The organism is Streptomyces sp. NPDC050546, from assembly GCF_044457425.1.
Lineage (GTDB): Bacteria > Actinomycetota > Actinomycetes > Streptomycetales > Streptomycetaceae > Streptomyces.
The window spans coordinates 273,636-295,283 of sequence record NZ_JBITGX010000009.1; the positions used below are offsets into that span (position 1 = coordinate 273,636).

The window sequence follows — 21,648 nt, forward strand, 5'->3', positions numbered from 1 at the left end:
GATGCTGTCAGCTGGTCACCTTGATGTCTGCCACCCTGCCGCGCCACTTGCCGTCATCCGATTGCAAAGGCAGCTCGGTCAGCCACACCAAGAGGTAGCGGCTCTTGAGGGACTTGGGCTTGAGTTCCACTGTCGTCCCGGTGCCCTCGGCGACTTTGCTGTAGGCGTCGAAGGACGTCGGCTCCGAGCCCGCGTCCGCGCTCGCGCTGCGCAGCTCGACCGAGGTGTCCCCGACGAAGGTGACCTTCACCTTCCCGACCTGCTGGACCTTGCCGAGGTCGAGGATTATGCCGACACCCGACTTCAGACGACCGAAGTCCGAGCTCAGGTAGTAGTCCGTCTGCCAGTACGAGGCGGTGCTGCTGTCGTAGACCTTGCCTACGTCGGACGGCTTCTCGGTCTGATCGCCGAGGGGGTCGAAGTCGCGGGCACCGCTGATGGCGATGGGCTTGCCGCCCGCCGGCTTCTTCGGGCTCTTGTCGTTCTCGTCGTTCGTCTGCGTCTGGCCCGGCTCCTCGTTCTTGCCGCCCTGGTCCATGAGCGCGTCCGCCAGCTGCCAGCTGCCGAGGCCCAGTGCGGCGATCAGGAGCGCGGACACGGCCCACTTCAGGGCCTTGCCTGTGCGGCTCTGCAGTGGGGGCGGCGGGGCGGGGACCGGCTGGGTGGCACCGAGGCGCGGGGCCTGGCGGCCGTACGTGCCCTGCTGGTACGTCGTGCGCTGGTACTCGGGCGGGGCGGTGAACGCCGGCTCCGGCGGGCGGATGCGGGGCATCTCGCCGATCGCCTTCACCAGTTCCTCGGGTGTCGTGCATGGCGACTCGTGCCGGGACGCGGTGGCTCCGTCGTTGACGAGTGCGCGCATGGACAGCTCGGAGAGCCCGCGATGCACACCGGCACGCACCTGGTCGGGTGCGATCAGGCCGATGTCCTTCGGCAGGCCCGACAGGCCGTAGGCGTCGCTCTCGTACGGCCAGCGCTGGGTGAGCGCCGCATACAGCAGGGCGCCGATGGCCTCGGTGTCGGTGCGCTGCGGGGTGTCGGTCGTGATGCCGCGCAGGGCGGCGTTCACGGCGAGTCCGCGGATGCGCCACTGACCGGACGAGGTGCGCAGCACGGCGTTGGGGTTCAGCCGCAGATGCGCGAGACCCTCGCGGTGCGCGGCGGCCATGGCGGAGGAGATCTGACTGACCATCTGGTAGGCGTCGTACGGCTCCAGCGGCCCGGAGGCGAGGAGCGGGGTCAGCTCCGTCGCGTCGGGAAGCCATTCGTGGACGACGTAGACGAGGTCGTTCTCCTCCACCGCGTCCAGCACCTGGACGAAGCGGGGGTCGCCGAGGAGCGCGGAGGAGCGTGCGGCGGCCAGGACCGAGCGAGCCCGTGAGTGGTCGGCGGGCAGGATGTGCACGCCGACGGCGCGGCGGAGCTTCTCGTCCACGGCACGCCAGCTGCTGAAACCGTCCAGACGGGTGACGCACTCCTCGAGACGGTAGCGTCTTGCGAGTTTGTGCCCACTGTGCAGTTCAGGCGGCGAGGTCGTTCCGGGCCCGTCGGTCCGGGTGCTCTCCTGTACCTCGTCGCTGTCCGTGTCCCGCTCCCGGTTCTTGGCCACCCCGTCGGCCGTGGACTGGTCCGCCTGCGCGGTCAGCGACGTGTCGTCGCTGTTGTCTGCCACGTCGACGGCAGCCGTACTACGTTCCGCCACCGTCGTTCCTGCCTCCCCATCCATGTGCGCGCCGGCCGGCATCCGTTGCGCGCCGTCCGACGCCGAAACCAATTGTGCCCACAGTCCGCCGCTATGCACGACACGCAGCGGCTGACGATGGTTGTGCGCCTACCCCCCGACTCAGCGTCCCAGGCGTCCGCGGACCATGCCGACCAGCGAGTTGAGTTCCTCGATGCGCATGCGGCGGGCGGCGACGAAGAAGATCCCGAGGAGCACGGCACCGCCGGCCACCACCCCGGCGATCGAGCCCCCGACGCCCTGGCCGAGGGTCTGGCCGATGCCGTAGCAGGCCGCGCCGCTGAGCAGTGCGGCCGGGATCGAAGCGATGCACAGCCGGGCGTAAGTCCGCAGGACACGGGCGCCGTCGAGGTCCCCGCCCAGCCGCTTGCGCAGCCGGCTCCAGGCGACGCCGACACCGATCGCGTACGCCAGGCCGTAGGAGGCGGCCATGCCGACCACAGCCCAGCGGGACGGCATGACGAAGTAGCAGACCGCCGAGGCGCCCGCGTTCACCGCGGCCACGATGACCGTGTTGTAGAAGGGGGTTCGGGTGTCCTCGTAGGCGTAGAAGGCGCGCAGGACGACGTACTGCACGGAGTACGGGATCAGGCCGAGACCGAACGCCATCAGCATGAAGCCCATGTTGGTGGCCTCGCTGGTGCCCGAGGAGCCGAACATCAGCGTGCACATGGGGATGCCGAGCGAGAGGAAACCGAATGCGATCGGCACGATCGCGACCGCCGTGGTGCGCAGGCCCTGGGAGATGTCGTCGCGTACGGCGCCACCGTCGCCCTCGGCCGCAGAGCGCGACAGACGCGGCAGCAGAGCGGCCATGAGGGAGACCGTGATGATGGCCTGCGGCAGGCCCCAGATCAGCTGTGCGTTGGCGTAGGCGGAGAAGCCGGTGCCGTCGACGGGCGAGTCCTTGCCCGCCGAGGTGGACAACCAGATGACGATCATGGCGCCCGCCTGGTTGGCGAGGACGAACAGGACCGTCCACTTGGCGAGCGTGATGGCCTTGCCGAGGCCCTGGCCCTTCCAGTCGAAGCGCAGCCTCAGCCGGAAGCCGGTCTCGCGCAGGTAGGGGATCATCGCCAGCGCCTGGACCACGAGGCCGAGCAGGACACCGATGCCGAGGAGGCGCTGGCCCTCCGGCGGGATGGTCGTGACCTTCATCCCGGAGTCGGCCGCGGTGCCGTAGACGTAGATGAACATGCCCAGCGTCACGATGATGACGATGTTGTTCAGGACCGGGGTCCACATCATCGCCCCGAACTTCCCGCGGGCGTTCAGGATCTGGCCCATCACCACGTGGACGCCCATGAAGAAGATCGAGGGCAGGAAGTACTGGACGAAGGTGATGGCGACCTGGTTCGCCGCGGGGTCGCTGGCGATCGAGGGGGACATCGCGCGGATCAGGAGTGGCGCGCCGAAGATCGCGAGCGCGGTGAGTGCGCCGAGCGCCACCATGACGAGGGTCAGCAGGCGGTTGGCGTACGCCTCGCCGCCGTCCTCGTCGTCCTTCATGGCGCGCACGAGTTGCGGCACGAACACGGAGTTGAGACCGCCGCCGACCGTGAGGATGTAGATCATCGTCGGCAGCTGGTAGGCGACCTGGAAGGTGTCACCGAGGAAGCCGACGCCGATGGCCGACACGATCAGAGCGGAGCGGATGAAGCCGGTGAGGCGGGAGACCATCGTGCCCGCCGCCATCACGGCGCTCGACTTCATGAGCCCGGCGGCGCGGCCGCCCTTCTTGGGGGCCGGCGAGGCAGCTGGTTCCGGGGCGGGGGGCTCGTCGACGAGGGGCGGCGTCGGTGCCGTCTGGCCGGGCGCGCCGTACGGACCCTGAGCCCCGTACTGGCCCTGCCCCGCGTACTGTCCCTGTGCCATCTGACCCGGGGCCTGGGACGGGCCGGGGACCGACGGCTGCTCGTACGACGGGTGACCGCTGTTCTGCTGCTGGTCCCTGTAGAGGTGCGCGAAGGCGTCCGGCTCCTGGCGCGGCTCGCCCGCCTGGGAGACCAGATCGTCCACCCCCACGAACTGGGTGGTCCTGGGGTCGTCACCGTACGGCAGGTGCCGTGTCGGGCCCTCCGGCTCCGGCGCGGGCGTCTGGGCCCACACCCGCGGGTCGGGCGCGTACGGCGACTGCGGTGGCTGGGCGTACATCTGCTGCGGCTGGTACGTGCCCGGAGGGGGCGGCGGGTGCGCGGCGCGGTCGTAGAGCGCCTCGGCGACCGGGTCCTGGGCGGAGAGGTCCTGCGCCCGGTAGGGGTCCTGGTCGTAGGCGTCCTGGAGGTACATGTCCGCGGGGGGCTGCGGCGGTACCTGGCCGTGCTCGGCCGGCGAGCCCTCGGGCCCACCCGACTCGGGGTAGCCCGGGCTGCCCGCGGCACGGCCGCGGTCACCGTCGTACGGCGCGTTCATGGTTACCCCACCTCATCGTCCCCGGCCCACCGGCCACGACATCTAACGGTCCACTCTCTCACCCGTGCCGGACGGGTCGGCGCTTTCCGCTGCGGTGTCCGGGGCCGGGTCACTCGGCTGCTCCGGGCCCTCTTCCCTTGGTCCGGACCCGGTCTCCTGCTTGAGACGGTCGCCGGGGGCCTCGGGGTTCTGCGGGGCGTCGGCCGGGCTCTGCGGGCCGTCGCTGTCGTCGTCCGTCTCTGCGGTGCCTTCCTCGGCCGTCTCGCGGGCGGCGGCACGCTTGCGCTGGGTGTACATGCGGAAGCCGGCGAGGACCAGCAGCAGGACACCGCCGCCGATGACCAGCATCACGGTGGCCGTGACCTCGGTGACCTTCACGTCGAAGGTGACGGGGGCGCCGTACTTCTGGCCGTCCTCGGTGTACAGCTGGGCGACGACCTTCGCCCGGCCGTTGGCGTTGGCGGACGTGGTGAACTTCACCGACTGGCTGTGGCCGCCGTTCACCGTGACGCGCTGTTCCTCGTAGTCGTCGTCGCCGATCTTCAGACGCGTCGGGTTCTTCGACGTGAGCCGCAGCTCCAGGTGCTCGACGCCCTGGACCAGGTTGTTCTGGACCGTCACAGGGATCGTGGCGCTGCGGCCCGAGAGCTTGGTCTCCGACTTCTCGATCAGCTTGACCCCGTCGGTGAGCCCGTCGAGGTACGACTCGACGCCGTAGCGGTACCCCAACGCCGCGGCGCCCCTGCCACGCCATGACGTGGACATCTCGCGGTTCATGGCCCGCCCGAAGGGGGTCACGACCCGGGACTGGTCGGTGAGGATCACCTTGAAGCGGTCGAGCTTGCCCTGTGTCTTCGCGATCTGCTCGAAGCCGGCCCGCAGCAGCTCCTGGTTACGAAGCGAGGCGGGGTACGCGCGGGTCGAGGGCACCTTGGTGTTGGCCGCCGGGTCCGGCTTGGCCTTGGCGGCGTCCGCGAGGTCCTGCGACTCGGACCAGCTCCCGCTCTGGAGGGTCGCCAGCGCCTCGGCCATGGCCTGTGCCTGGCTCACGGAAGGCATGCGCTGCGGGGCGACGATGACACTGCGCTGCTTGCCGGACTGCAGGCCGAGCGTCAGGCTCTGGGCCAGGAAGCGCTGCACGGCGAGCGTGGACGCGGAGGCCTTCGTCAGGTTGCCCTGGAACGCGGTGGACATCCTGGCATCCGCGACGACCGCTGTGGTGCCGCCTCCGACGGGCCGGGCCGCGGAGGGCGTGTACGACAGATTGTCCTGAAGGCTGTCGCTGCGGGCGATCACCTTGTCGGCGCCCGCCGAGGTCGCGACCTTCACGATCGACGGATCGACGGCGCCGTCGACGGGCCAGGCGAAGTCGGTGGACGGTTTCACGTGGAGGATCGTCTCCACCGTGTCGTCGACGACGTCGGTGGCCTCCTTGAGGTGGCTCAGCGAGCCCGTGACGTTCGTGCCGTTGTGGGCGAGGGAGGCCAGGTCCGGGTCGCCGAAGGGCAGGGCGACGACCTCCTTGCCCGTGACGGCCTGCTGGAGCTCGGCGAGCCACCGCTTGGCGACCGCCTGGTTCCGGCCGGGGGCGGTGGTGCTGTCCTCGCCTCTGACCTCGTAGTTCCGCGTCATCGCGTCGACGGATGCCAGCAGGTCCGGGTCGATCACCCAGGTGATGTCGAGGCCCTTGCCCAGCGACACCATCTGGTCGAGACGGCCGCCCGGGGCGATCTCCTCGGCGAGGTCGTCGTTGCGGAAGACCGGTGTCTGCTGCTCGTTCGACCCCGTCTCGGCCGTCATATGGACGGTGGAGGTGAGCGGCCACATGAACGTGGTCTTCGTCTTGGTGCCGGCCTCCTCGGGCTGCCACGGGAGGAACGTGCGCTGGACGCCCAGGACCTGGTCCCAGGGCTGCGCGGAGGTCTCCCCGGAGAGTGCGACGGCCAGCTGGTAGACGCCGTCCGGGCCGAGGTCCAGCTCGTCGGCCGGCACGGAGATGTTGAAGGGCTCGGCCACGCCGGGGGTGAGCTTCGAGAACTTCTCGCTGTACTTGCCGCCGACCGCCTCGCCGGTGGGGCCCCGGACGTCGTCGCTCTTCTTGGCGAGGGCGTCGATGGAGGAGCGGGTGTCGAGCGAGGGGCCGACCCGTAGATCGACGTGCGCGTCGGTGACCGCCTGCTTGCCGTTGTTGGTGACCGTGCCCGACACGTTCACCGTGTCCCCCTCGGAGGGGGCGGTGGGGGTGAGCGAGTCGACGGCGACGGACACGGAGCCCGCGCCGGCGGCCGCCTGCGGGGCCTCCTGTCCGGCCGCGTCCGCCGGGGCCGCGGCGGGCAGCTGGAGCAGCCCGGCCAGCAGGGGCGCACCGGTGAGCAGTGCCCCGGTGCGCCGGAGCCACCGGCGGGCCGGTGAGGCACTGGTCCCCTGGAAGTCTGCCGCGTCGGCCACGCGCTTCGCCCGTCCCTCGTCGTCGTCAGTGGTCGTCGGAATGTGCGTCCACGCATGGTAACGATGCGCGCTGAGGGGAAGTGCCGCGGTCCGCTCCACAAGATCGCGGGCGGGCACCGTCCTGCCCGGTATGTGACCGTATAAAAGGGAGCGGTTCTTTACATCTCAAGGGCGGGTCTTGTGCGTCTATTCACGGACGAGTCCGCACGCGTAATAGGGGGAGCTCATGGGCGCCCGGGCCACGTACCCTCTTCTGTTGTGCCGAACGCCAACGAAGAAACGTCCAGTGCCCTCAGCCAGGTGCAGCACCGTGCGGTGAGTGAACTGCTGCGGGTCGCTCCTGTCGCCGACGTCCTCGCCCGCCGCTTCCAGGAGGCCGGGTTCTCACTCGCCCTGGTCGGCGGCTCGGTGCGGGACGCGCTGCTGGGCCGGCTCGGCAACGACCTCGACTTCACGACCGACGCCCGTCCTCAGGACGTACTCAAGATCGTGCGCCCGTGGGCCGACGCCGTCTGGGAGGTCGGTATCGCCTTCGGCACGGTCGGCGCCCAGAAGGACGGCTACCAGATCGAGGTGACCACCTACCGTTCGGAGGCCTACGACCGGACCTCGCGCAAGCCCGAGGTGTCGTACGGCGACTCCATCGAGGAGGACCTCGTCCGACGTGACTTCACCGTGAACGCGATGGCCGTCGCGCTGCCGGAGAAGGAGTTCATCGACCCGCACGGCGGGCTCGAGGACCTCGCGTCGCGGGTGCTGCGCACTCCTGGCACCCCGGAGGAGTCGTTCTCTGACGACCCGCTGCGGATGATGCGCGCCGCGCGCTTCGCGGCTCAGCTCGACTTCGAGGTCGCCCCCGAGGTCGTCACGGCGATGACGGAGATGGCCGGGCGCATCGAGATCGTCTCGGCCGAGCGGGTGCGGGACGAGCTGAACAAGCTGGTCCTGTCCCGGTACCCGCGCAAGGGTCTGACGCTGCTCGTCGAGACCGGCCTCGCCGACCGCGTGCTGCCCGAGCTGCCTGCCCTGCGTCTGGAGCGTGACGAGCACCACCGGCACAAGGACGTCTACGACCACACGCTGATCGTCCTGGAGCAGGCGATGGCGCTGGAGGACGACGGTCCCGACCTGACGCTCCGCCTGGCCGCCCTGCTCCACGACATCGGCAAGCCGCGCACCCGTCGCTTCGAGAAGGACGGCCGGGTCTCGTTCCACCACCACGAGGTGGTCGGGGCGAAGATGACCAAGAAGCGCATGACGGCACTCAAGTACTCCAACGAGCTAGTGAAGGACGTCTCACGTCTGGTCGAGCTCCATCTGCGTTTCCACGGCTATGGCACCGGCGAGTGGACGGACTCGGCGGTTCGCCGCTACGTCCGTGACGCCGGTCCGCTTCTCGACCGCCTCCACAAGCTGACCCGCTCGGACTGCACCACGCGCAACAAGCGCAAGGCAACGGCCCTGTCGCGTGCGTACGACGGCCTGGAGGATCGGATCGCCAGCCTTCAGGAGCAGGAGGAGCTGGACTCCATCCGCCCGGACCTCGACGGCAACCAGATCATGGAGATCCTCGGCGTCGGTCCCGGCCCGGTCATCGGCCGCGCTTACAAGCACATGCTGGAGCTGCGGCTGGAGAACGGGCCGATGGAGCACGATGCCGCGCTGGCCGCGCTCAAGGAATGGTGGGCCGGGCAGGACGGCTGAGGCTGTGAAACGGGGTCATGTTTCACGTGAAACATGACCCCGCAGGAGACGGCCGAGGGGCGGTGTTTCACGTGAAACACCGCCCCTCTCCGTGGCTGCCCTACTTCTTGTCCTTCAGGCAGAGCAGGAAGTCCTTGCCGTCACCGCTCTCGGTGTACGAGTACTGGAAGTCCTTGGCCTCGGCTTCGCACTTGCTCGACGCCAGCGTGTCCGTGAGGAACGAGCCCTCGATCTTGGCCAGCACCACGTACTGAGCCTTCGCGTCGCTGCACTTGACGACCTCGAGGTCCGGGTTGTTGTCGCTGGTGCTGCCGCGGTGCATGCAGTCGCCGACGGCCGCCGTGTTGGCGTCGTCCCGGCTGGTTATCCATCCGCCGATGGCAATGCCCGCCACCGCGATGACGATCACGATGTTCTTGATGGTCTTGAAGCTGAGCTTGCGGCCGGACGGCTGCGGCGGGACCGGCGCGTACGGACCGCCCTGGGGCGGGAAGCCGGGCTGTCCGGGCTGCTGGGGGTAGCCGCCCTGCGGCGGGTACGGAGCCTGGGGCTGACCGGCGGGCTGGTTCTGCGCGAACGGGTTGCCCTGGGGCGGCGGAGTGGTCATTCGGGGGTCCCCCTAGTACATGGTGAATGACGCGAACATGTCGCGAGATAAGACGCACGTAAGTTATCGGGCCCCACTGACAACTCAGTAGTCAGGAGTGGCTCTGTGTCATTGATGTGACACTTACCGGTGGCCAAACCGGGCCATAGTCGCCGCTACTGCCGCGTAGATAACGGCGATCGTGATCACCAGCGCCACGGATCGGCCGTCCGGAGGCAGTATCAGGGCCGCCACGGCGGCGGCGCCGACGAAGAACACGTTGAACAGGACGTCGTAGACCGAGAAGATCCGGCCACGGAAGCCGTCCTCCACGGACGACTGGACAATGGTGTCGGTGGCGATCTTCGCGCCCTGGGTGGTCAGCCCCAGTACGAAGGCCGCGACCAGCAGCGGGGTGGTGGCGAACGGCAGCCCGAGAGCGGGCTCCAGCAAAGCGGCGGCCCCCGCGCACACGACGATCCAGCGGCCCGGCCCCAGCCGCCCCGCGGCCCAGGGCGTCACCACGGCCGCCGCGAAGAATCCCGCTCCGGAGACGCCCAACGCCAGCCCCAGCAGGGCGAGTCCGTCGTCCGTGGTCGAGGTGAGCGCGTACCGGCAGAGCATCAGCAGCATGACCAGCAGGGCGCCGTAGCAGAACCGCATCAGCGCCATCGCCGCCAGCGCCCAGGCGGCCTCCCTGCGCTGCGGCGCGGCCAGGTGACGTACGCCGGCCACCAGGTCGCGGACGGTGCCCGTGAGAGCGTGCCCGAGTTGCTCGCGCACCAAGGTCCGGTCGGGGCCGAGGAGCTCCCGCGCCATGCTCAGCGATGCCACAGCCGCGCACAGGTACAGCCCGGCTGCCACGAGCACCACGGCGGCGTCGGAGTCCGCCACCACCAGGCGGACGACGAAGGCCAGGCCGCCGCCCGCGGTCGCCGCCAGGGTTCCGGCGGTCGGGGAGAGGGAGTTGGCGATGACCAGGCGCTCGGCGTCGACCACGCGAGGCAGGGCGGCGGAGAGTCCGGCGAGAACGAAGCGGTTGACCGCGGTGACGCACAGGGCGGAGACGTAGAAGAGCCAGTCGGGAGCCGGGCTGAGCATCAGCAGGGCCGTGGCCGAGGCCAGCAGGGCGCGCAGCACGCTGCCGTACAGCAGGACCTGGCGGCGCCGCCAACGGTCCAGCAGGACACCGGCGAAGGGGCCGACGAGGGAGTACGGGAGCAGCAGCACCGCCATCGCGGAGGCGACCGCCGCGGCCGAGGTCTGCCTCTCCGGGGAGAAGACGACGTACGCGGCGAGCGCGACCTGGTAGACGCCGTCGGCGCCCTGGGAGAGCAGGCGCATGGCGAGCAGACGCCGGAAGCCCTGGAAGCGCAACAGGACGCGCAGGTCACGGACGACGGCCATGGGGCACAGCCTCACATACGGGGAGGGTCCCCGGGTCGTACGACCCGGGGACCCTCACAGCCCTGGCAGGAGCGACTCGTTGCGGCGCGTCAGCGCTCGACCTCACCCTTGATGAACTTCTCGACGTTCTCGCGGGCCCCGTCGTCGAAGTACTGCACGGGCGGGGACTTCATGAAGTAGCTCGACGCGGAGAGGATCGGGCCGCCGATGCCGCGGTCCTTGGCGATCTTCGCGGCGCGCAGGGCGTCGATGATGACGCCGGCGGAGTTCGGGGAGTCCCAGACCTCCAGCTTGTACTCCAGGTTCAGCGGGACGTCACCGAAGGCGCGGCCCTCGAGGCGGACATAGGCCCACTTGCGGTCGTCCAGCCAGGCCACGTAGTCGGACGGGCCGATGTGGACGTTGCCCTCGCCCAGTTCGCGGTCGCGGATCTGGGAGGTGACGGCCTGCGTCTTGGAGATCTTCTTCGACTCGAGGCGGTCGCGCTCGAGCATGTTCTTGAAGTCCATGTTGCCGCCGACGTTCAGCTGCATCGTGCGGTCCAGGACGACGCCCCGGTCCTCGAACAGCTTTGCCATGACGCGGTGCGTGATGGTGGCGCCGACCTGGGACTTGATGTCGTCGCCGACGATCGGGACGCCCGCCTCGGTGAACTTGTCCGCCCACTCCTTGGTGCCGGCGATGAAGACCGGAAGGGCGTTGACGAAGGCGACCTTGGCGTCGATGGCGCACTGGGCGTAGAACTTCGCCGCGTCCTCGGAGCCGACGGGCAGGTAGCAGACGAGGACGTCGATCTGCTTGTCCTTGAGGATCTGGACGACGTCGACCGGCTCCTCGGCGGACTCCTCGATCGTCTCGCGGTAGTACCGGCCCAGGCCGTCGAGGGTGTGGCCGCGCTGGACCGTCACGCCGGTGCTGGGCACGTCGCAGATCTTGATGGTGTTGTTCTCGGAGGCGCCGATGGCGTCCGCGAGGTCGAGACCGACCTTCTTGGCGTCCACGTCGAACGCGGCGACGAACTCGACGTCGCGGACGTGGTAGTCGCCGAACTGGACGTGCATCAGGCCCGGCACCTTGGACGCCGGGTCGGCGTCCTTGTAGTACTCGACTCCCTGTACCAGCGATGCGGCGCAGTTGCCCACGCCGACGATGGCTACGCGAACCGAACCCATTCCGGTTGCTCCCTGTGTGTATGAGTGAGGCCCTTGAGGGGCTCTCACGTGGCGGTGTCGTCGGGCGTATCCGGACGGGGGTCGTCCCCCGGCCGGGGCAGGCCGCCCGACGCTCCAGATGTGGTGTCACGCGAAGCGGGCTCCCCGGAGGAGGAACCGTTGAGGTCCCGCCCCGCCCGCTCGCTCTCGATGAGCTCGTTCAGCCAGCGCACCTCGCGCTCCACGGACTCCATCCCGTGGCGCTGAAGCTCAAGCGTGTAGTCGTCGAGGCGTTCCCGGGTCCGGGCCAGGGAGACGCGCATCTTCTCGAGGCGCTCCTCCAGCCGGCTGCGGCGGCCTTCCAGCACGCGCATGCGCACATCGCGTGAGGTTTGCCCGAAGAAAGCGAAACGGGCGGCGAAGTGCTCGTCCTCGTACGCGTCGGGCCCGGTCTGCGAGAGCAGCTGTTCGAAGTGCTCCTTGCCCTCCGCCGTCAACCGGTAGACGATCTTGGCGCGCCGCCCCGTGAGGGGAGCGGCGAGGGCGTCCTCGCTGGTGTTCCCCGGCTCCTCGATCAACCAGCCGTTGGCGACCAGCGTCTTGAGGCAGGGGTAAAGCGTCCCGTAGCTGAACGCACGGAACACACCCAGTGATGTGTTGAGTCGTTTGCGCAGCTCATAGCCGTGCATCGGAGATTCGCGGAGCAGGCCGAGTACGGCGAACTCGAGGATCCCGGAACGCCGGCTCATCGTCGCCTCCTCTCTCCCGCGGTACCCATGTCTCGGTCCGATGTGTCGGGCTGATGTATCGACTCGATACATCACGACGATAGAACGGCCTTACGGATGCGACAAGAGGGGGTGTGGTGACCGGGGTCACATCACCGATTCGTCAGACGCGAGTTGCCTGATTTGAGGTGAACTTCGGTCCTCGGCAGGTTTTGGCGGTGCGTAGTCTGTGCGCCATGCACATCACCGGGAACCGTGGGACGCCTGAGGGCGTCCTCGTCTTCGGTGTAGTACGGGTGCATGCGGGACCGATGAATGCGGAGCCGACCGCATCCGTACTTCGGGGGGACCGGAAACAAGCTGCCGTTTCCAGGCGCGCAGGGGTGCGCCTGCCCGAGGAGTAGTCGTTCGATGAGCGAGCACCGTCGCAAACCGCCGCAGCCGCAGGGAGGCGGACGTGCCGCGACCCGACGCGGCCAGTCCGGCTCGTCCTCCGGCCGCCGCGCGGCACCGCGAGGCGCCACCGGGTCTCCGTCCGACGCCTATGGGTCGGACTCCTACGACTCGGGGGGTGAGGAGCGCCAGTACGGCGGCCGTGCAGAGGCCCGGCGTGCGGCGCAGAGAAGTGGGGGCGGCCGCCGTAGAGCGGCCGAACCGACACGTGGCGGCCGACGCGCTGCTCCCGGCGGGCCGAACGGGCCCGGGCGGGGCGCAGGGCGCGCGGTCATGTACGACAAGAAGCGGCTGATCGACTATCCGCGGGCCGGCAAGTACGGCTGGCAACGCTGGATGCCGTCCTGGAGGCTCGTCTCCGGCCTGTGCATCGGCTTCTTCGGAAGCCTGGTGGCCGTGGCGGGCATCGGGTACGCCATGGTGGGCGTCCCCAACGAGGAGAATGCCGCGGCGCTGTCGCAGAACAACGTCTACTACTGGTCCAACGGCCAGCAGATGATCGCGACCGGCAGTGGCCAGAACCGGCAGAACGTCACGATCGACCGGATCCCCGAGGCCATGCAGCAGGCGGTGATCTCGGCCGAGAACAAGAGCTTCTACCAAGACTCGGGCGTCGACCCCATGGGCATCGCCCGAGCACTGGCGAACATGGCCCGGGGTGGCGACACGCAAGGTGGTTCGACGATCACCCAGCAGTTCGTCAAGAACACCTACCTGAGCCAGGACCAGACGGTCACCCGTAAGTTCAAGGAGATGTTCATCTCGATCAAGGTGGGCACGAAGCTCTCCAAGGACGAGATCCTCCAGGGGTACCTCAACACCTCGTACTACGGCCGCGGCGCGTACGGCATCCAGGCCGCCGCCCAGACGTACTACGGCAAGGACGCGGTCGAGCTCAAGCCGAGCGAGTGCGCCTTCCTCGCCGCGCTGCTCAAGGGCCCGACGTACTACGACCCCGCGGGTAACGACAGCCTCGATCCAACGGCGACCCCCAAGGCCAACGAGAAGCGTTCCAAGGCGCGTTGGGGCTGGATCCTCGAGCAGATGCACAACGACAAGAAGCTCTCGGACGACGCTTACCAGACTGCGATCAGCAAGTACCCCATGCCCGATGACCGCAAGGCGGCCAAGGGCATGAGCGGCCAGATCGGCTACCTGGCGGACACGGCCAAGAAGTACGTCCTGAACCACTCCAACATCACGGAGAAGCAGTTCGACCAGGGCGGGTACCAGATCAAGACGACCTTCGAGAAGAGCAAGGTCGAAGCACTGACCAAGGCCGTCAAGAAGGTCGAGAAGGAGAAACTCGACCCGGACAAGCGTGAGCTGGACAAGCACGTCCAGTTCGGTGCGGCGTCGGTGAAGCCCAAGGACGGTGCGATCGTCGCGCTCTACGGTGGCGCGGGGTACGAGAACGGCCACTTCAACAACAACGCGGACACCTCGGGTGTCCCCGTCGGTTCGACGTGGAAGCCGTTCGTGCTCGCCGCCGCCATGGAGCACGGCACCTACCGGAGCGACGGTCCCCTCTCGCCGCTCAGCAAGTACAACGGCAACGACCATCTCAAGATCAGGAACAATGACGGCTCCTACGTCATGAAGAAGGACAACACGCCCTTCTTCCAGGAGAACGAGAGCGATCGCCCGTGGGGTTACATCTCCCTGCGCAAGGCGATGGAGCAGTCAGTCAACACCCCGTTCGTACAGCTCGGCATGGACGTGGGGATGAAGAACGTGGCCGACCTGGCCGAGAAGGCCGGCATCCTGGACAGCAGCTTCGCCGGCCTCAACGCGTCGTTCGCGCTCGGTACGTCGACTCCCAGCGCGATCCGTATGGCCGACTCCTACGCCACGTTCGCCGCCGCCGGGAAGCAGGCCGCTCCGTACTCGGTGACGAGCGTCAAGTTCAACGGGCAGGAGACCCCCGGCTTCGAGAAGCCGAGGATCACGCAGGCGATGCCCGAGAACGTGGCGAACAATGTCACGAACGTTCTGGAGAACGTCATCCAGAACGGTACGGGTAAGAACGCGCTGTCTCTGGGCCGTACGGCGGCCGGCAAGACCGGTACCACGGACGAGAACAAGTCGGCCTGGTTCGTCGGCTACACCCAGCAGCTCTCGACCTCGGTCGCGATGTTCCGTGAGGACCCCAAGAGCGCCAAGCTGCTCTCCATGAACGGCACGGCGGGCGAGGTGTCCATCCATGGTGGTGACGTCCCCACGCTGGTGTGGACCGAGTACATGAAGGCCGCGCTGAAGGGCCAGACCGACCTCGGCTTCCCGGAGCCCGAGAAGATCGGCGACATCCAGGACGCGGTGGGCGCTCCGACGCCGACGCCGACTCCCAGTGTGGACCCCAGCGAGACCGTGACCGAGTCCCCGAGCTCCACGCCCAGCGAGACTCCGTCGCTTCCGTCGCCTTCGCCCTCCGACACCTGCGGCTTCTTCGGCTGCGATGAGGAAGACGGCGGTACGGAGAACGGCGGCACGGGCGGAGAGCCGAGCACCTCGCCCTCGCCGACGGATACGAGCGAGAGCGGTGGCAACAGCAGAGGAAACGGCAACGGAGGCATCTTCGGAGGCCCCGAGGGATAGCCGACCGAACGCCCGGCTTGGGTGTTTCACGTGAAACGCGAAGCCGTTTCACGTGAAACATGGGCCGCCGTACCCACTCGGGTACGGCGGCCCTCGGCGTATTGATAGACGCGTACGGCAGGATGTGCGGCATGCCCAGTGCAGAATCGACGCAATCGAGCGTCCACGAGCCGGATCCGGTGCGGCCGACCAAGGAGGACGAGGTCGCCGCGGCCGGCAGCGAGCTGATCGGCGGCCCGCTGGGGCGGCGTGCCCTGCTCGGGACGTCCCGGTGGACTCCCGTGCGGGTGATCGCGCTGGTGGCGATCGGCATGTTCGCTCTCGGCCTGGTCCAGAAGGCGCCCTGCTTCAACGGAGCCTGGTTCTTCGGTGCCAGCTCCCAGTACACGCACGCGTGTTACTCGGACATCCCGCACCTATACCAGGGGCGTGGCTTCGCCGACGGACTGGTGCCGTACTTCGACCGGCTCCCCGGCGACATGCAGTACCTGGAGTACCCGGTGCTGACCGGTGTCTTCATGGAGGTCGCCGCCTGGCTCACGCCCGGCAGCGGCACCATCCAGTACCAGGAGCAGTGGTACTGGATGGTCAACGCCGGGATGCTCATGGTGTGCGCGTCGGTCATCGCTGTCTGTGTGACCCGTACCCATGCCCGGCGCCCCTGGGACGGTCTGCTGGTGGCGCTGGCGCCGGCCTTCGCACTGACGGCGACCATCAACTGGGACCTGCTGGCGGTCGCTCTGACGGCCGCGGCGATGCTGATGTGGTCACGTGGCCGCCCCCTCGCCTTCGGCGTCCTGCTGGGCCTCGCCACGGCCGCCAAGCTCTATCCCTTCCTGATCCTCGGGCCACTGATGGTGCTGTGCTGGCGCGCGGGCAGGTGGCGTGCGTTCGGGACGGCCCTGGGCGGCGCGATCGTCGCCTGGGTCGTCGTGAACGGGCCGGTGATGCTCTTCGCGTTCGAGGGCTGGTCGAAGTTCTACACGTTCAGCCAGGAACGGGGCGTCGACTTCGGCTCCTTCTGGCTGATCATGGCCCAGAACTCGGACGACCCGCTCAGCACCGACACCGTCAACACGCTCGCCACGCTGCTGATGCTGGTGTCCTGCGCGGCTGTCGCGGCGCTCGCCCTGACCGCCCCGCGCCGCCCGCGGCTCGCCCAGCTCGCTTTCCTGATCGTCGCGGCGTTCATCCTCACCAACAAGGTCTACTCGCCGCAGTACGTCCTGTGGCTGGTTCCCCTGGCCGCCCTCGCCCGGCCGAAGTGGCGGGACTTCCTGATCTGGCAGGCCTGCGAGGTGGCGTACTTCCTGGGGATCTGGCTCTACCTCGCGTACACGACCAGCGGAGAGGCCCACAAGGGCCTGCCGACCGACGGCTACCACTGGTCCATCGGTCTGCATCTGCTGGGGACGCTGTACCTGTGCGCCATGATCGTGCGCGACATCCTCATGCCGGATCGGGATCCGGTGCGCCGGTCCGGCGACGACGATCCCTCGGGCGGAGTGCTCGACGGCGCCGAGGACGTCTTCGTGCTCGGCCCGGCGGCCCGTCCCTCGCTGCACACGACCGCTCGGTTCGGCGAGGCGCAGGTCCAGTGGGGCAAACGCGACGCGACCGGCGGTTCGCTCTGAGCGAACGAGACGGAGGGCCGTACAGCGAAAGGCCGTACACGGGAAGCCGTGTACGGCCTTCTTGCTGAGCTGTGCGCCTCAGCAGCGCACCGCGCCGGTCAGCGGTCCATGATCCGGTCGAACTGCGTGGTGGTGTGCCGCAGATGGGCCACCAGCTCCTCGCCGACCTTCGGCTCCGGCGCGTCCGAGGGCACGAACAGGATCGATACCTGCATGTGCGGCGGCTCGGCGAACCAGCGCTGCTTGCCGCCCCAGACGAACGGAGAAAGGTTCCGGTTGACCGTCGCGAGGCCGGCGCGGGCGACGCCCTTGGCGCGCGGCATGACGCCGTGCAGCGCCTTGGGGGCCTCCAGACCGACACCGTGCGACGTACCGCCCGCCACGACCACCAGGAAGCCGTCGGAGGCCGCCTTCTGCTGCCGGTAGCCGAAACGCTCGCCCTTGGCGACACGCGTGACGTCCAGGACCGCGCCGCGGTACTCGGTGGCCTCGTGGTCCCCCAGCCACAGCCGCGTGCCGATGCGGGCACGGAACCGGGTCTGCGGGAACTGCTGCTGGAGATGGGCGAGTTCATCGGCCTTGAGGTGGCTGACGAACATGGTGTGCAGGGGCAGCCGGGCCGCGCGCAGCCGGTCCATCCAGCCGATGACCTCCTCGACCGCGTCCGAGCCGTCGGTGCGGTCCAGCGGCAGGTGGATGGCGAAGCCCTCCAGGCGGACGTTCTCGATGGCGGCGTGCAGCTGGGCGAGGTCCTGCTCGCTGATGCCGTGCCGCTTCATCGACGACATCACCTCGATCACCACCCGGGCACCGACCAGGCCGTAGACGCCGTCTATCGACGAGACCGAGCGGATGACCCGGTCCGGCAGCGGCACCGGCTCCTCGCCGCGCCGGTACGGCGTCAGCACCAGCAGGTCGCCGCCGAAGAAGTCCTTGATGCGCGCGGCCTCGTACGTCGTGCCGACGGCGAGGACGTCCGAGCCCAGCCGGGTGGCCTCCTCCGCCAGCCGCTCGTGCCCGAAGCCGTAGCCGTTGCCCTTGCAGACCGGGACGAGCCCAGGGAACTGATCCTGCACGTGCTTGTGGTGCGCACGCCAGCGCGCGGTGTCGACGTAGAGCGTGAGCGCCATGGCCGGACCTGAAACCTTTCTCGTGGCTGTCAGAGGTGCGGGATGAGGGGTGAGTGCGGGGTCAGCGGCGCGACATGTAGATGTCGAGCGCCTTGTGCAGCAGCTTGTTCAGCGGGAAGTCCCACTCGCCGAGATACTCGGCCGCCTGGCCGCCCGTACCCACCTTGAACTGGATCAGACCGAAGAGGTGGTCCGTCTCGTCCAGCGAGTCGGAGATGCCGCGCAGGTCGTAGACGGTGGCACCGAGCGCGTAGGCGTCGCGCAGCATCCGCCACTGCATCGCGTTCGAGGGCCGGACCTCACGGCCGATGTTGTCGGAGGCGCCGTAGGAGTACCAGACGTGGCCGCCGACGATCAGCATCGTCGCCGCCGACAGGTTCACGCCGTTGTGGCGGGCGAAGTACAGCCGCATGCGGTTGGGGTCCTCGGTGTTGAGAGCCGTCCACATACGCTGGAAGTACGAGAGCGGGCGCGGCCGGAAGTGGTCGCGCACAGCCGTGATCTCGTACAGGCGCTGCCACTCCTCGAGGTCCTGGTAACCGCCCTGGACGACCTCGACGCCGGCCTTCTCGGCCTTCTTGATGTTGCGGCGCCACAGCTGGTTGAAGTTCTTGTGGACCTCTTCCAGGGAGCGGTTGGCCAGCGGCACCTGGTAGACGTACCGGGGCTGGACATCGCCGAAGCCGGCGCCGCCGTCCTCGCCCTGCTGCCAGCCCATGCGGCGCAGCTTGTCGGCGACCTCGAAGGCGCGTGGCTCGATGTGGTCGGCCTCGATGTCGCGCAGCCGCTTGACGTCCGGGTTCTGGATGCCCGCCTTGATCGAGGCGGCCTCCCAGCGCCGGATGATCACCGGCGGACCCATCTTCACGGAGAAGGCGCCCTGCTGCTTCAGGTGAGCCAGCATCGGCTCGATCCATTCCTGCAGATTCGGCGAGAACCAGTTGATGACCGGGCCCTCGGGCAGGTACGCGAGGTAGCGCTTGATCTTGGGGAGCTGCCGGTAGAGGACCAGGCCGGCACCGACGAGCTCGCCGGTCCTGTCGTCGAACCACCCGAGGTGCTCGGAGCGCCACTCCGCCTTGACGTCAGCCCAGGCCGGGACCTGCATGTGGCTCGCCGACGGCAGGCTCTGGATGTAGGCCAGATGCTGCTCGCGGCTGATGGTCCTCAGGGTCAGGCTCATTTCGGGGCGCTCCTCGGGCTGGTGTGTCCCCATGGGTTCAGGGGCTCCGGCTCTCGCGCGAAGCCTACTGCGCCTTGGGAGCGCGCCGGTTGGGCGTACGGAACCTTCGCCCCGGCCCGTGGGCGGCCGGGGCGTCACACGATGTTCAGTTGGGGTGTGCCTGGCGTCAGTCGATGAGCCCGCCGAACAACCCGCCGTGCGCCATGCCCAGGAAGAACCCGACAGCCGAGGCTCCCAGGCCCAGGATCAGGCCGAAGCGCTCACGGGTCGTCTCCGAGATCCACTGGCCGTACGCACCGATGAGAATGCCCACCAGGCCGGTCCAGGAGCTGAGCAGGTGCAGGTCATCGTCGACGAGTGCCGTGACGAACGACGTGATGCCCAACACCAGGGTCACCGCGAGCAGGGTGTCCTGGAGGGGGTGGGGCTTGCCGTCCGTGGCGAAGAGGCCGCCGGCGGTGTTGGGTCGCAATGCCTGTGCCATAGGGCACCTCCTGCGAAAGTCGGCGCATCGTAGCGCCATACACACCCGATGTGTACAGATTGGCTGCCCTCGCGGCCGGATTTCAACCGCAAGCCGCTGTGCGGGTACTCTGTACCGTCCGCACCGGTGTCTGCCCATGTCATGGCAAGGGGTTCTCGACAGAACCCCCGACTGTCAGTGGTGGCCGATACCGTCGGATACGCATCACAACCCTCCTGCCACGGATCGACCGTGGCCGCTGAGTCCAAAGGAGGTGGGTTCCACATGCGTCACTACGAGGTGATGGTCATCCTCGACCCCGAGGTCGAGGAGCGCGCTGTCTCTCCGTTGATCGAGAACTTCCTCTCTGTCGTCCGTGACGGCGGCGGAAAGGTCGAGAAGGTCGACACCTGGGGCCGTCGTCGTCTCGCGTACGAGATCAAGAAGAAGCCCGAGGGCATCTACTCGGTCATCGACCTGCAGGCCGAGCCTGCGGTCGTCAAGGAGCTCGACCGCCAGATGAACCTGAACGAGTCGGTCCTCCGGACCAAGGTCCTCCGCCCCGAGACCCACTGAGCTCTCCCGCTCAGCTGGTCCCGGGATTCGAGTAGCAGCACAAGCAGCCAGCAGCAAACCCGCCGAGAGGTTCCCCATGGCAGGCGAGACCGTCATCACGGTGGTCGGCAATCTTGTCGACGACCCCGAGCTGCGCTTCACCCCCTCCGGTGCGGCCGTCGCGAAGTTCCGTGTCGCGTCCACTCCCCGCACCTTCGACCGCCAGACGAACGAGTGGAAGGACGGCGAGAGCCTCTTCCTGACCTGCTCGGTCTGGCGTCAGGCGGCTGAGAACGTCGCCGAGTCGCTCCAGCGAGGCATGCGCGTCATCGTGCAGGGCCGGCTGAAGCAGCGGTCCTACGAGGACCGCGAGGGCGTCAAGCGCACGGTCTACGAGCTGGACGTCGAGGAAGTCGGCGCCAGCCTGCGCAACGCCACGGCCAAGGTCACCAAGACCACCGGCCGCGGTGGCCAGGGCGGCTACGGCGGCGGCAGCGGTGGCGGTGGCGGCCAGGGTGGCGGCGGCTGGGGCGGCGGCCCCGGCGGCGGCCAGCAGGGCGGCGGCGCTCCCGCTGACGACCCGTGGGCGACCGGCGCTCCCGCCGGTGGCAACCAGGGCGGTGGCGGCGGCTGGGGTGGAAACTCCGGCGGCGGCGGTGGCGGCGGCTACTCGGACGAGCCCCCCTTCTAGGGCGGGTTCGCACCCAAACTTCTTGATCACACAGGAGAATCACCATGGCGAAGCCGCCTGTGCGCAAGCCGAAGAAGAAGGTCTGCGCATTCTGCAAGGACAAGGTCACGTACGTGGACTACAAGGACACGAACATGCTGCGGAAGTTCATTTCCGACCGCGGCAAGATCCGTGCCCGCCGCGTGACCGGCAACTGCACGCAGCACCAGCGTGACGTCGCCACGGCCGTGAAGAACAGCCGTGAGATGGCGCTGCTGCCCTACACCTCCACCGCGCGATAAGGGAAGGGTGACCGACACATGAAGATCATCCTCACCCACGAGGTCTCCGGCCTCGGCGCCGCGGGCGACGTCGTCGACGTCAAGGACGGTTACGCTCGCAACTACCTGATCCCGCGGAAGTTCGCTATCCGCTGGACCAAGGGTGGCGAGAAGGATGTCGAGCAGATCCGTCGTGCTCGCAAGATCCACGAGATCCAGACCATCGAGCAGGCCAACCAGGTGAAGGCCCAGCTCGAGGGCGTCAAGGTTCGCCTGGCCGTCCGTGCCGGCGACGCCGGTCGTCTCTTCGGTTCCGTCACCCCGGCCGACATCGCCTCGGCGATCAAGGCTGCCGGTGGCCCCGAGGTCGACAAGCGCCGCATCGAGATCGGTTCGCCGATCAAGTCGCTGGGCGCTCACCAGTCGTCCGTGCGTCTGCACCCCGAGGTTGACGCCAAGGTCAGCATCGAGGTCGTCGCGGCCTGAGTGCCGCGCTCGCTGATGCAG

Annotated in this window: 17 protein-coding genes; 7 read left to right on the plus strand and 10 right to left on the minus strand. The window is 68.4% G+C overall.

Annotated elements, in window-relative coordinates:
• Positions 1-7: 7 nt before the first annotated feature.
• The 3 genes from ACIBK5_RS23785 to ACIBK5_RS23795 all read right to left on the minus strand — a co-directional run bounded on the left by ACIBK5_RS23785 (position 8) and on the right by ACIBK5_RS23795 (position 6,601).
• Positions 8-1,702, minus strand: a complete 1,695-nt coding sequence (locus ACIBK5_RS23785; RefSeq protein ID WP_399022174.1) for a protein kinase family protein — start codon at positions 1,700-1,702, stop codon at positions 8-10.
• 141 nt (positions 1,703-1,843) lie between these two features.
• Complete coding sequence (gene murJ, locus ACIBK5_RS23790; protein ID WP_399022176.1) at positions 1,844-4,153, minus strand: murein biosynthesis integral membrane protein MurJ; 2,310 nt, start codon at positions 4,151-4,153, stop codon at positions 1,844-1,846.
• Between the two features lie 42 nt (positions 4,154-4,195).
• Entirely contained in the window at positions 4,196-6,601 is a 2,406-nt protein-coding gene (locus ACIBK5_RS23795; protein WP_399022178.1) for a DUF6049 family protein, read from the minus strand.
• A 258-nt stretch (positions 6,602-6,859) separates the two neighbouring features.
• Here ACIBK5_RS23795 and ACIBK5_RS23800 point away from each other — a divergent pair, with 258 nt between their 5' ends.
• Positions 6,860-8,305, plus strand: coding sequence for a CCA tRNA nucleotidyltransferase (locus ACIBK5_RS23800; protein WP_399022181.1), 1,446 nt, complete (start codon positions 6,860-6,862; stop codon positions 8,303-8,305).
• Between the two features lie 100 nt (positions 8,306-8,405).
• Here ACIBK5_RS23800 and ACIBK5_RS23805 read toward each other — a convergent pair whose 3' ends face one another.
• From ACIBK5_RS23805 to ACIBK5_RS23820, 4 genes are all read right to left on the minus strand, one after another.
• A complete protein-coding gene (locus ACIBK5_RS23805) occupies positions 8,406-8,912 on the minus strand; it encodes a hypothetical protein (RefSeq protein ID WP_399022183.1) in 507 nt (168 codons plus the stop codon).
• Positions 8,913-9,035: 123 nt separating this feature from the next.
• Positions 9,036-10,298: an MFS transporter gene (locus tag ACIBK5_RS23810; protein WP_399022185.1), complete on the minus strand. Its 1,263-nt coding sequence runs from the start codon at positions 10,296-10,298 to the stop codon at positions 9,036-9,038.
• An 89-nt stretch (positions 10,299-10,387) separates the two neighbouring features.
• The gene (locus ACIBK5_RS23815) at positions 10,388-11,470 is read right to left on the minus strand and encodes an inositol-3-phosphate synthase (protein WP_399022186.1); all 1,083 of its coding nucleotides are present in this window, start codon (positions 11,468-11,470) and stop codon (positions 10,388-10,390) included.
• A gap of 44 nt (positions 11,471-11,514) precedes the next feature.
• Complete coding sequence (locus ACIBK5_RS23820; protein ID WP_399022188.1) at positions 11,515-12,198, minus strand: PadR family transcriptional regulator; 684 nt, start codon at positions 12,196-12,198, stop codon at positions 11,515-11,517.
• Positions 12,199-12,966: 768 nt separating this feature from the next.
• Here ACIBK5_RS23820 and ACIBK5_RS23825 point away from each other — a divergent pair.
• Together ACIBK5_RS23825 and ACIBK5_RS23830 are read left to right on the plus strand one after the other, a co-directional pair.
• On the plus strand, positions 12,967-15,225 hold the full coding sequence (locus ACIBK5_RS23825; protein WP_399022458.1) for a transglycosylase domain-containing protein: 2,259 nt from the start codon (positions 12,967-12,969) through the stop codon (positions 15,223-15,225).
• 122 nt (positions 15,226-15,347) lie between these two features.
• A complete protein-coding gene (locus ACIBK5_RS23830; protein ID WP_399022460.1) occupies positions 15,348-16,859 on the plus strand; it encodes a glycosyltransferase family 87 protein in 1,512 nt (503 codons plus the stop codon).
• A 98-nt stretch (positions 16,860-16,957) separates the two neighbouring features.
• Here ACIBK5_RS23830 and ACIBK5_RS23835 read toward each other — a convergent pair whose 3' ends face one another.
• From ACIBK5_RS23835 to ACIBK5_RS23845, 3 genes are all read right to left on the minus strand, one after another.
• Complete coding sequence (locus ACIBK5_RS23835; RefSeq protein ID WP_399022190.1) at positions 16,958-17,989, minus strand: alanine racemase; 1,032 nt, start codon at positions 17,987-17,989, stop codon at positions 16,958-16,960.
• Between the two features lie 61 nt (positions 17,990-18,050).
• On the minus strand, positions 18,051-19,172 hold the full coding sequence (gene femX, locus ACIBK5_RS23840) for a peptidoglycan bridge formation glycyltransferase FemX (protein ID WP_399022192.1): 1,122 nt from the start codon (positions 19,170-19,172) through the stop codon (positions 18,051-18,053).
• Positions 19,173-19,338: 166 nt separating this feature from the next.
• A complete protein-coding gene (locus tag ACIBK5_RS23845) occupies positions 19,339-19,656 on the minus strand; it encodes a hypothetical protein (protein ID WP_399022194.1) in 318 nt (105 codons plus the stop codon).
• 264 nt (positions 19,657-19,920) lie between these two features.
• Here ACIBK5_RS23845 and rpsF point away from each other — a divergent pair, with 264 nt between their 5' ends.
• The 4 genes from rpsF to rplI all read left to right on the plus strand — a co-directional run bounded on the left by rpsF (position 19,921) and on the right by rplI (position 21,627).
• A complete protein-coding gene (rpsF, locus tag ACIBK5_RS23850; RefSeq protein WP_030847098.1) occupies positions 19,921-20,211 on the plus strand; it encodes a 30S ribosomal protein S6 in 291 nt (96 codons plus the stop codon).
• A gap of 76 nt (positions 20,212-20,287) precedes the next feature.
• Complete coding sequence (locus ACIBK5_RS23855) at positions 20,288-20,881, plus strand: single-stranded DNA-binding protein (protein WP_215120325.1); 594 nt, start codon at positions 20,288-20,290, stop codon at positions 20,879-20,881.
• A 44-nt stretch (positions 20,882-20,925) separates the two neighbouring features.
• A complete protein-coding gene (gene rpsR / locus ACIBK5_RS23860) occupies positions 20,926-21,162 on the plus strand; it encodes a 30S ribosomal protein S18 (RefSeq protein WP_003949403.1) in 237 nt (78 codons plus the stop codon).
• An 18-nt stretch (positions 21,163-21,180) separates the two neighbouring features.
• Positions 21,181-21,627, plus strand: coding sequence for a 50S ribosomal protein L9 (gene rplI, locus ACIBK5_RS23865; RefSeq protein WP_215120326.1), 447 nt, complete (start codon positions 21,181-21,183; stop codon positions 21,625-21,627).
• Positions 21,628-21,648 lie beyond the last annotated feature (21 nt).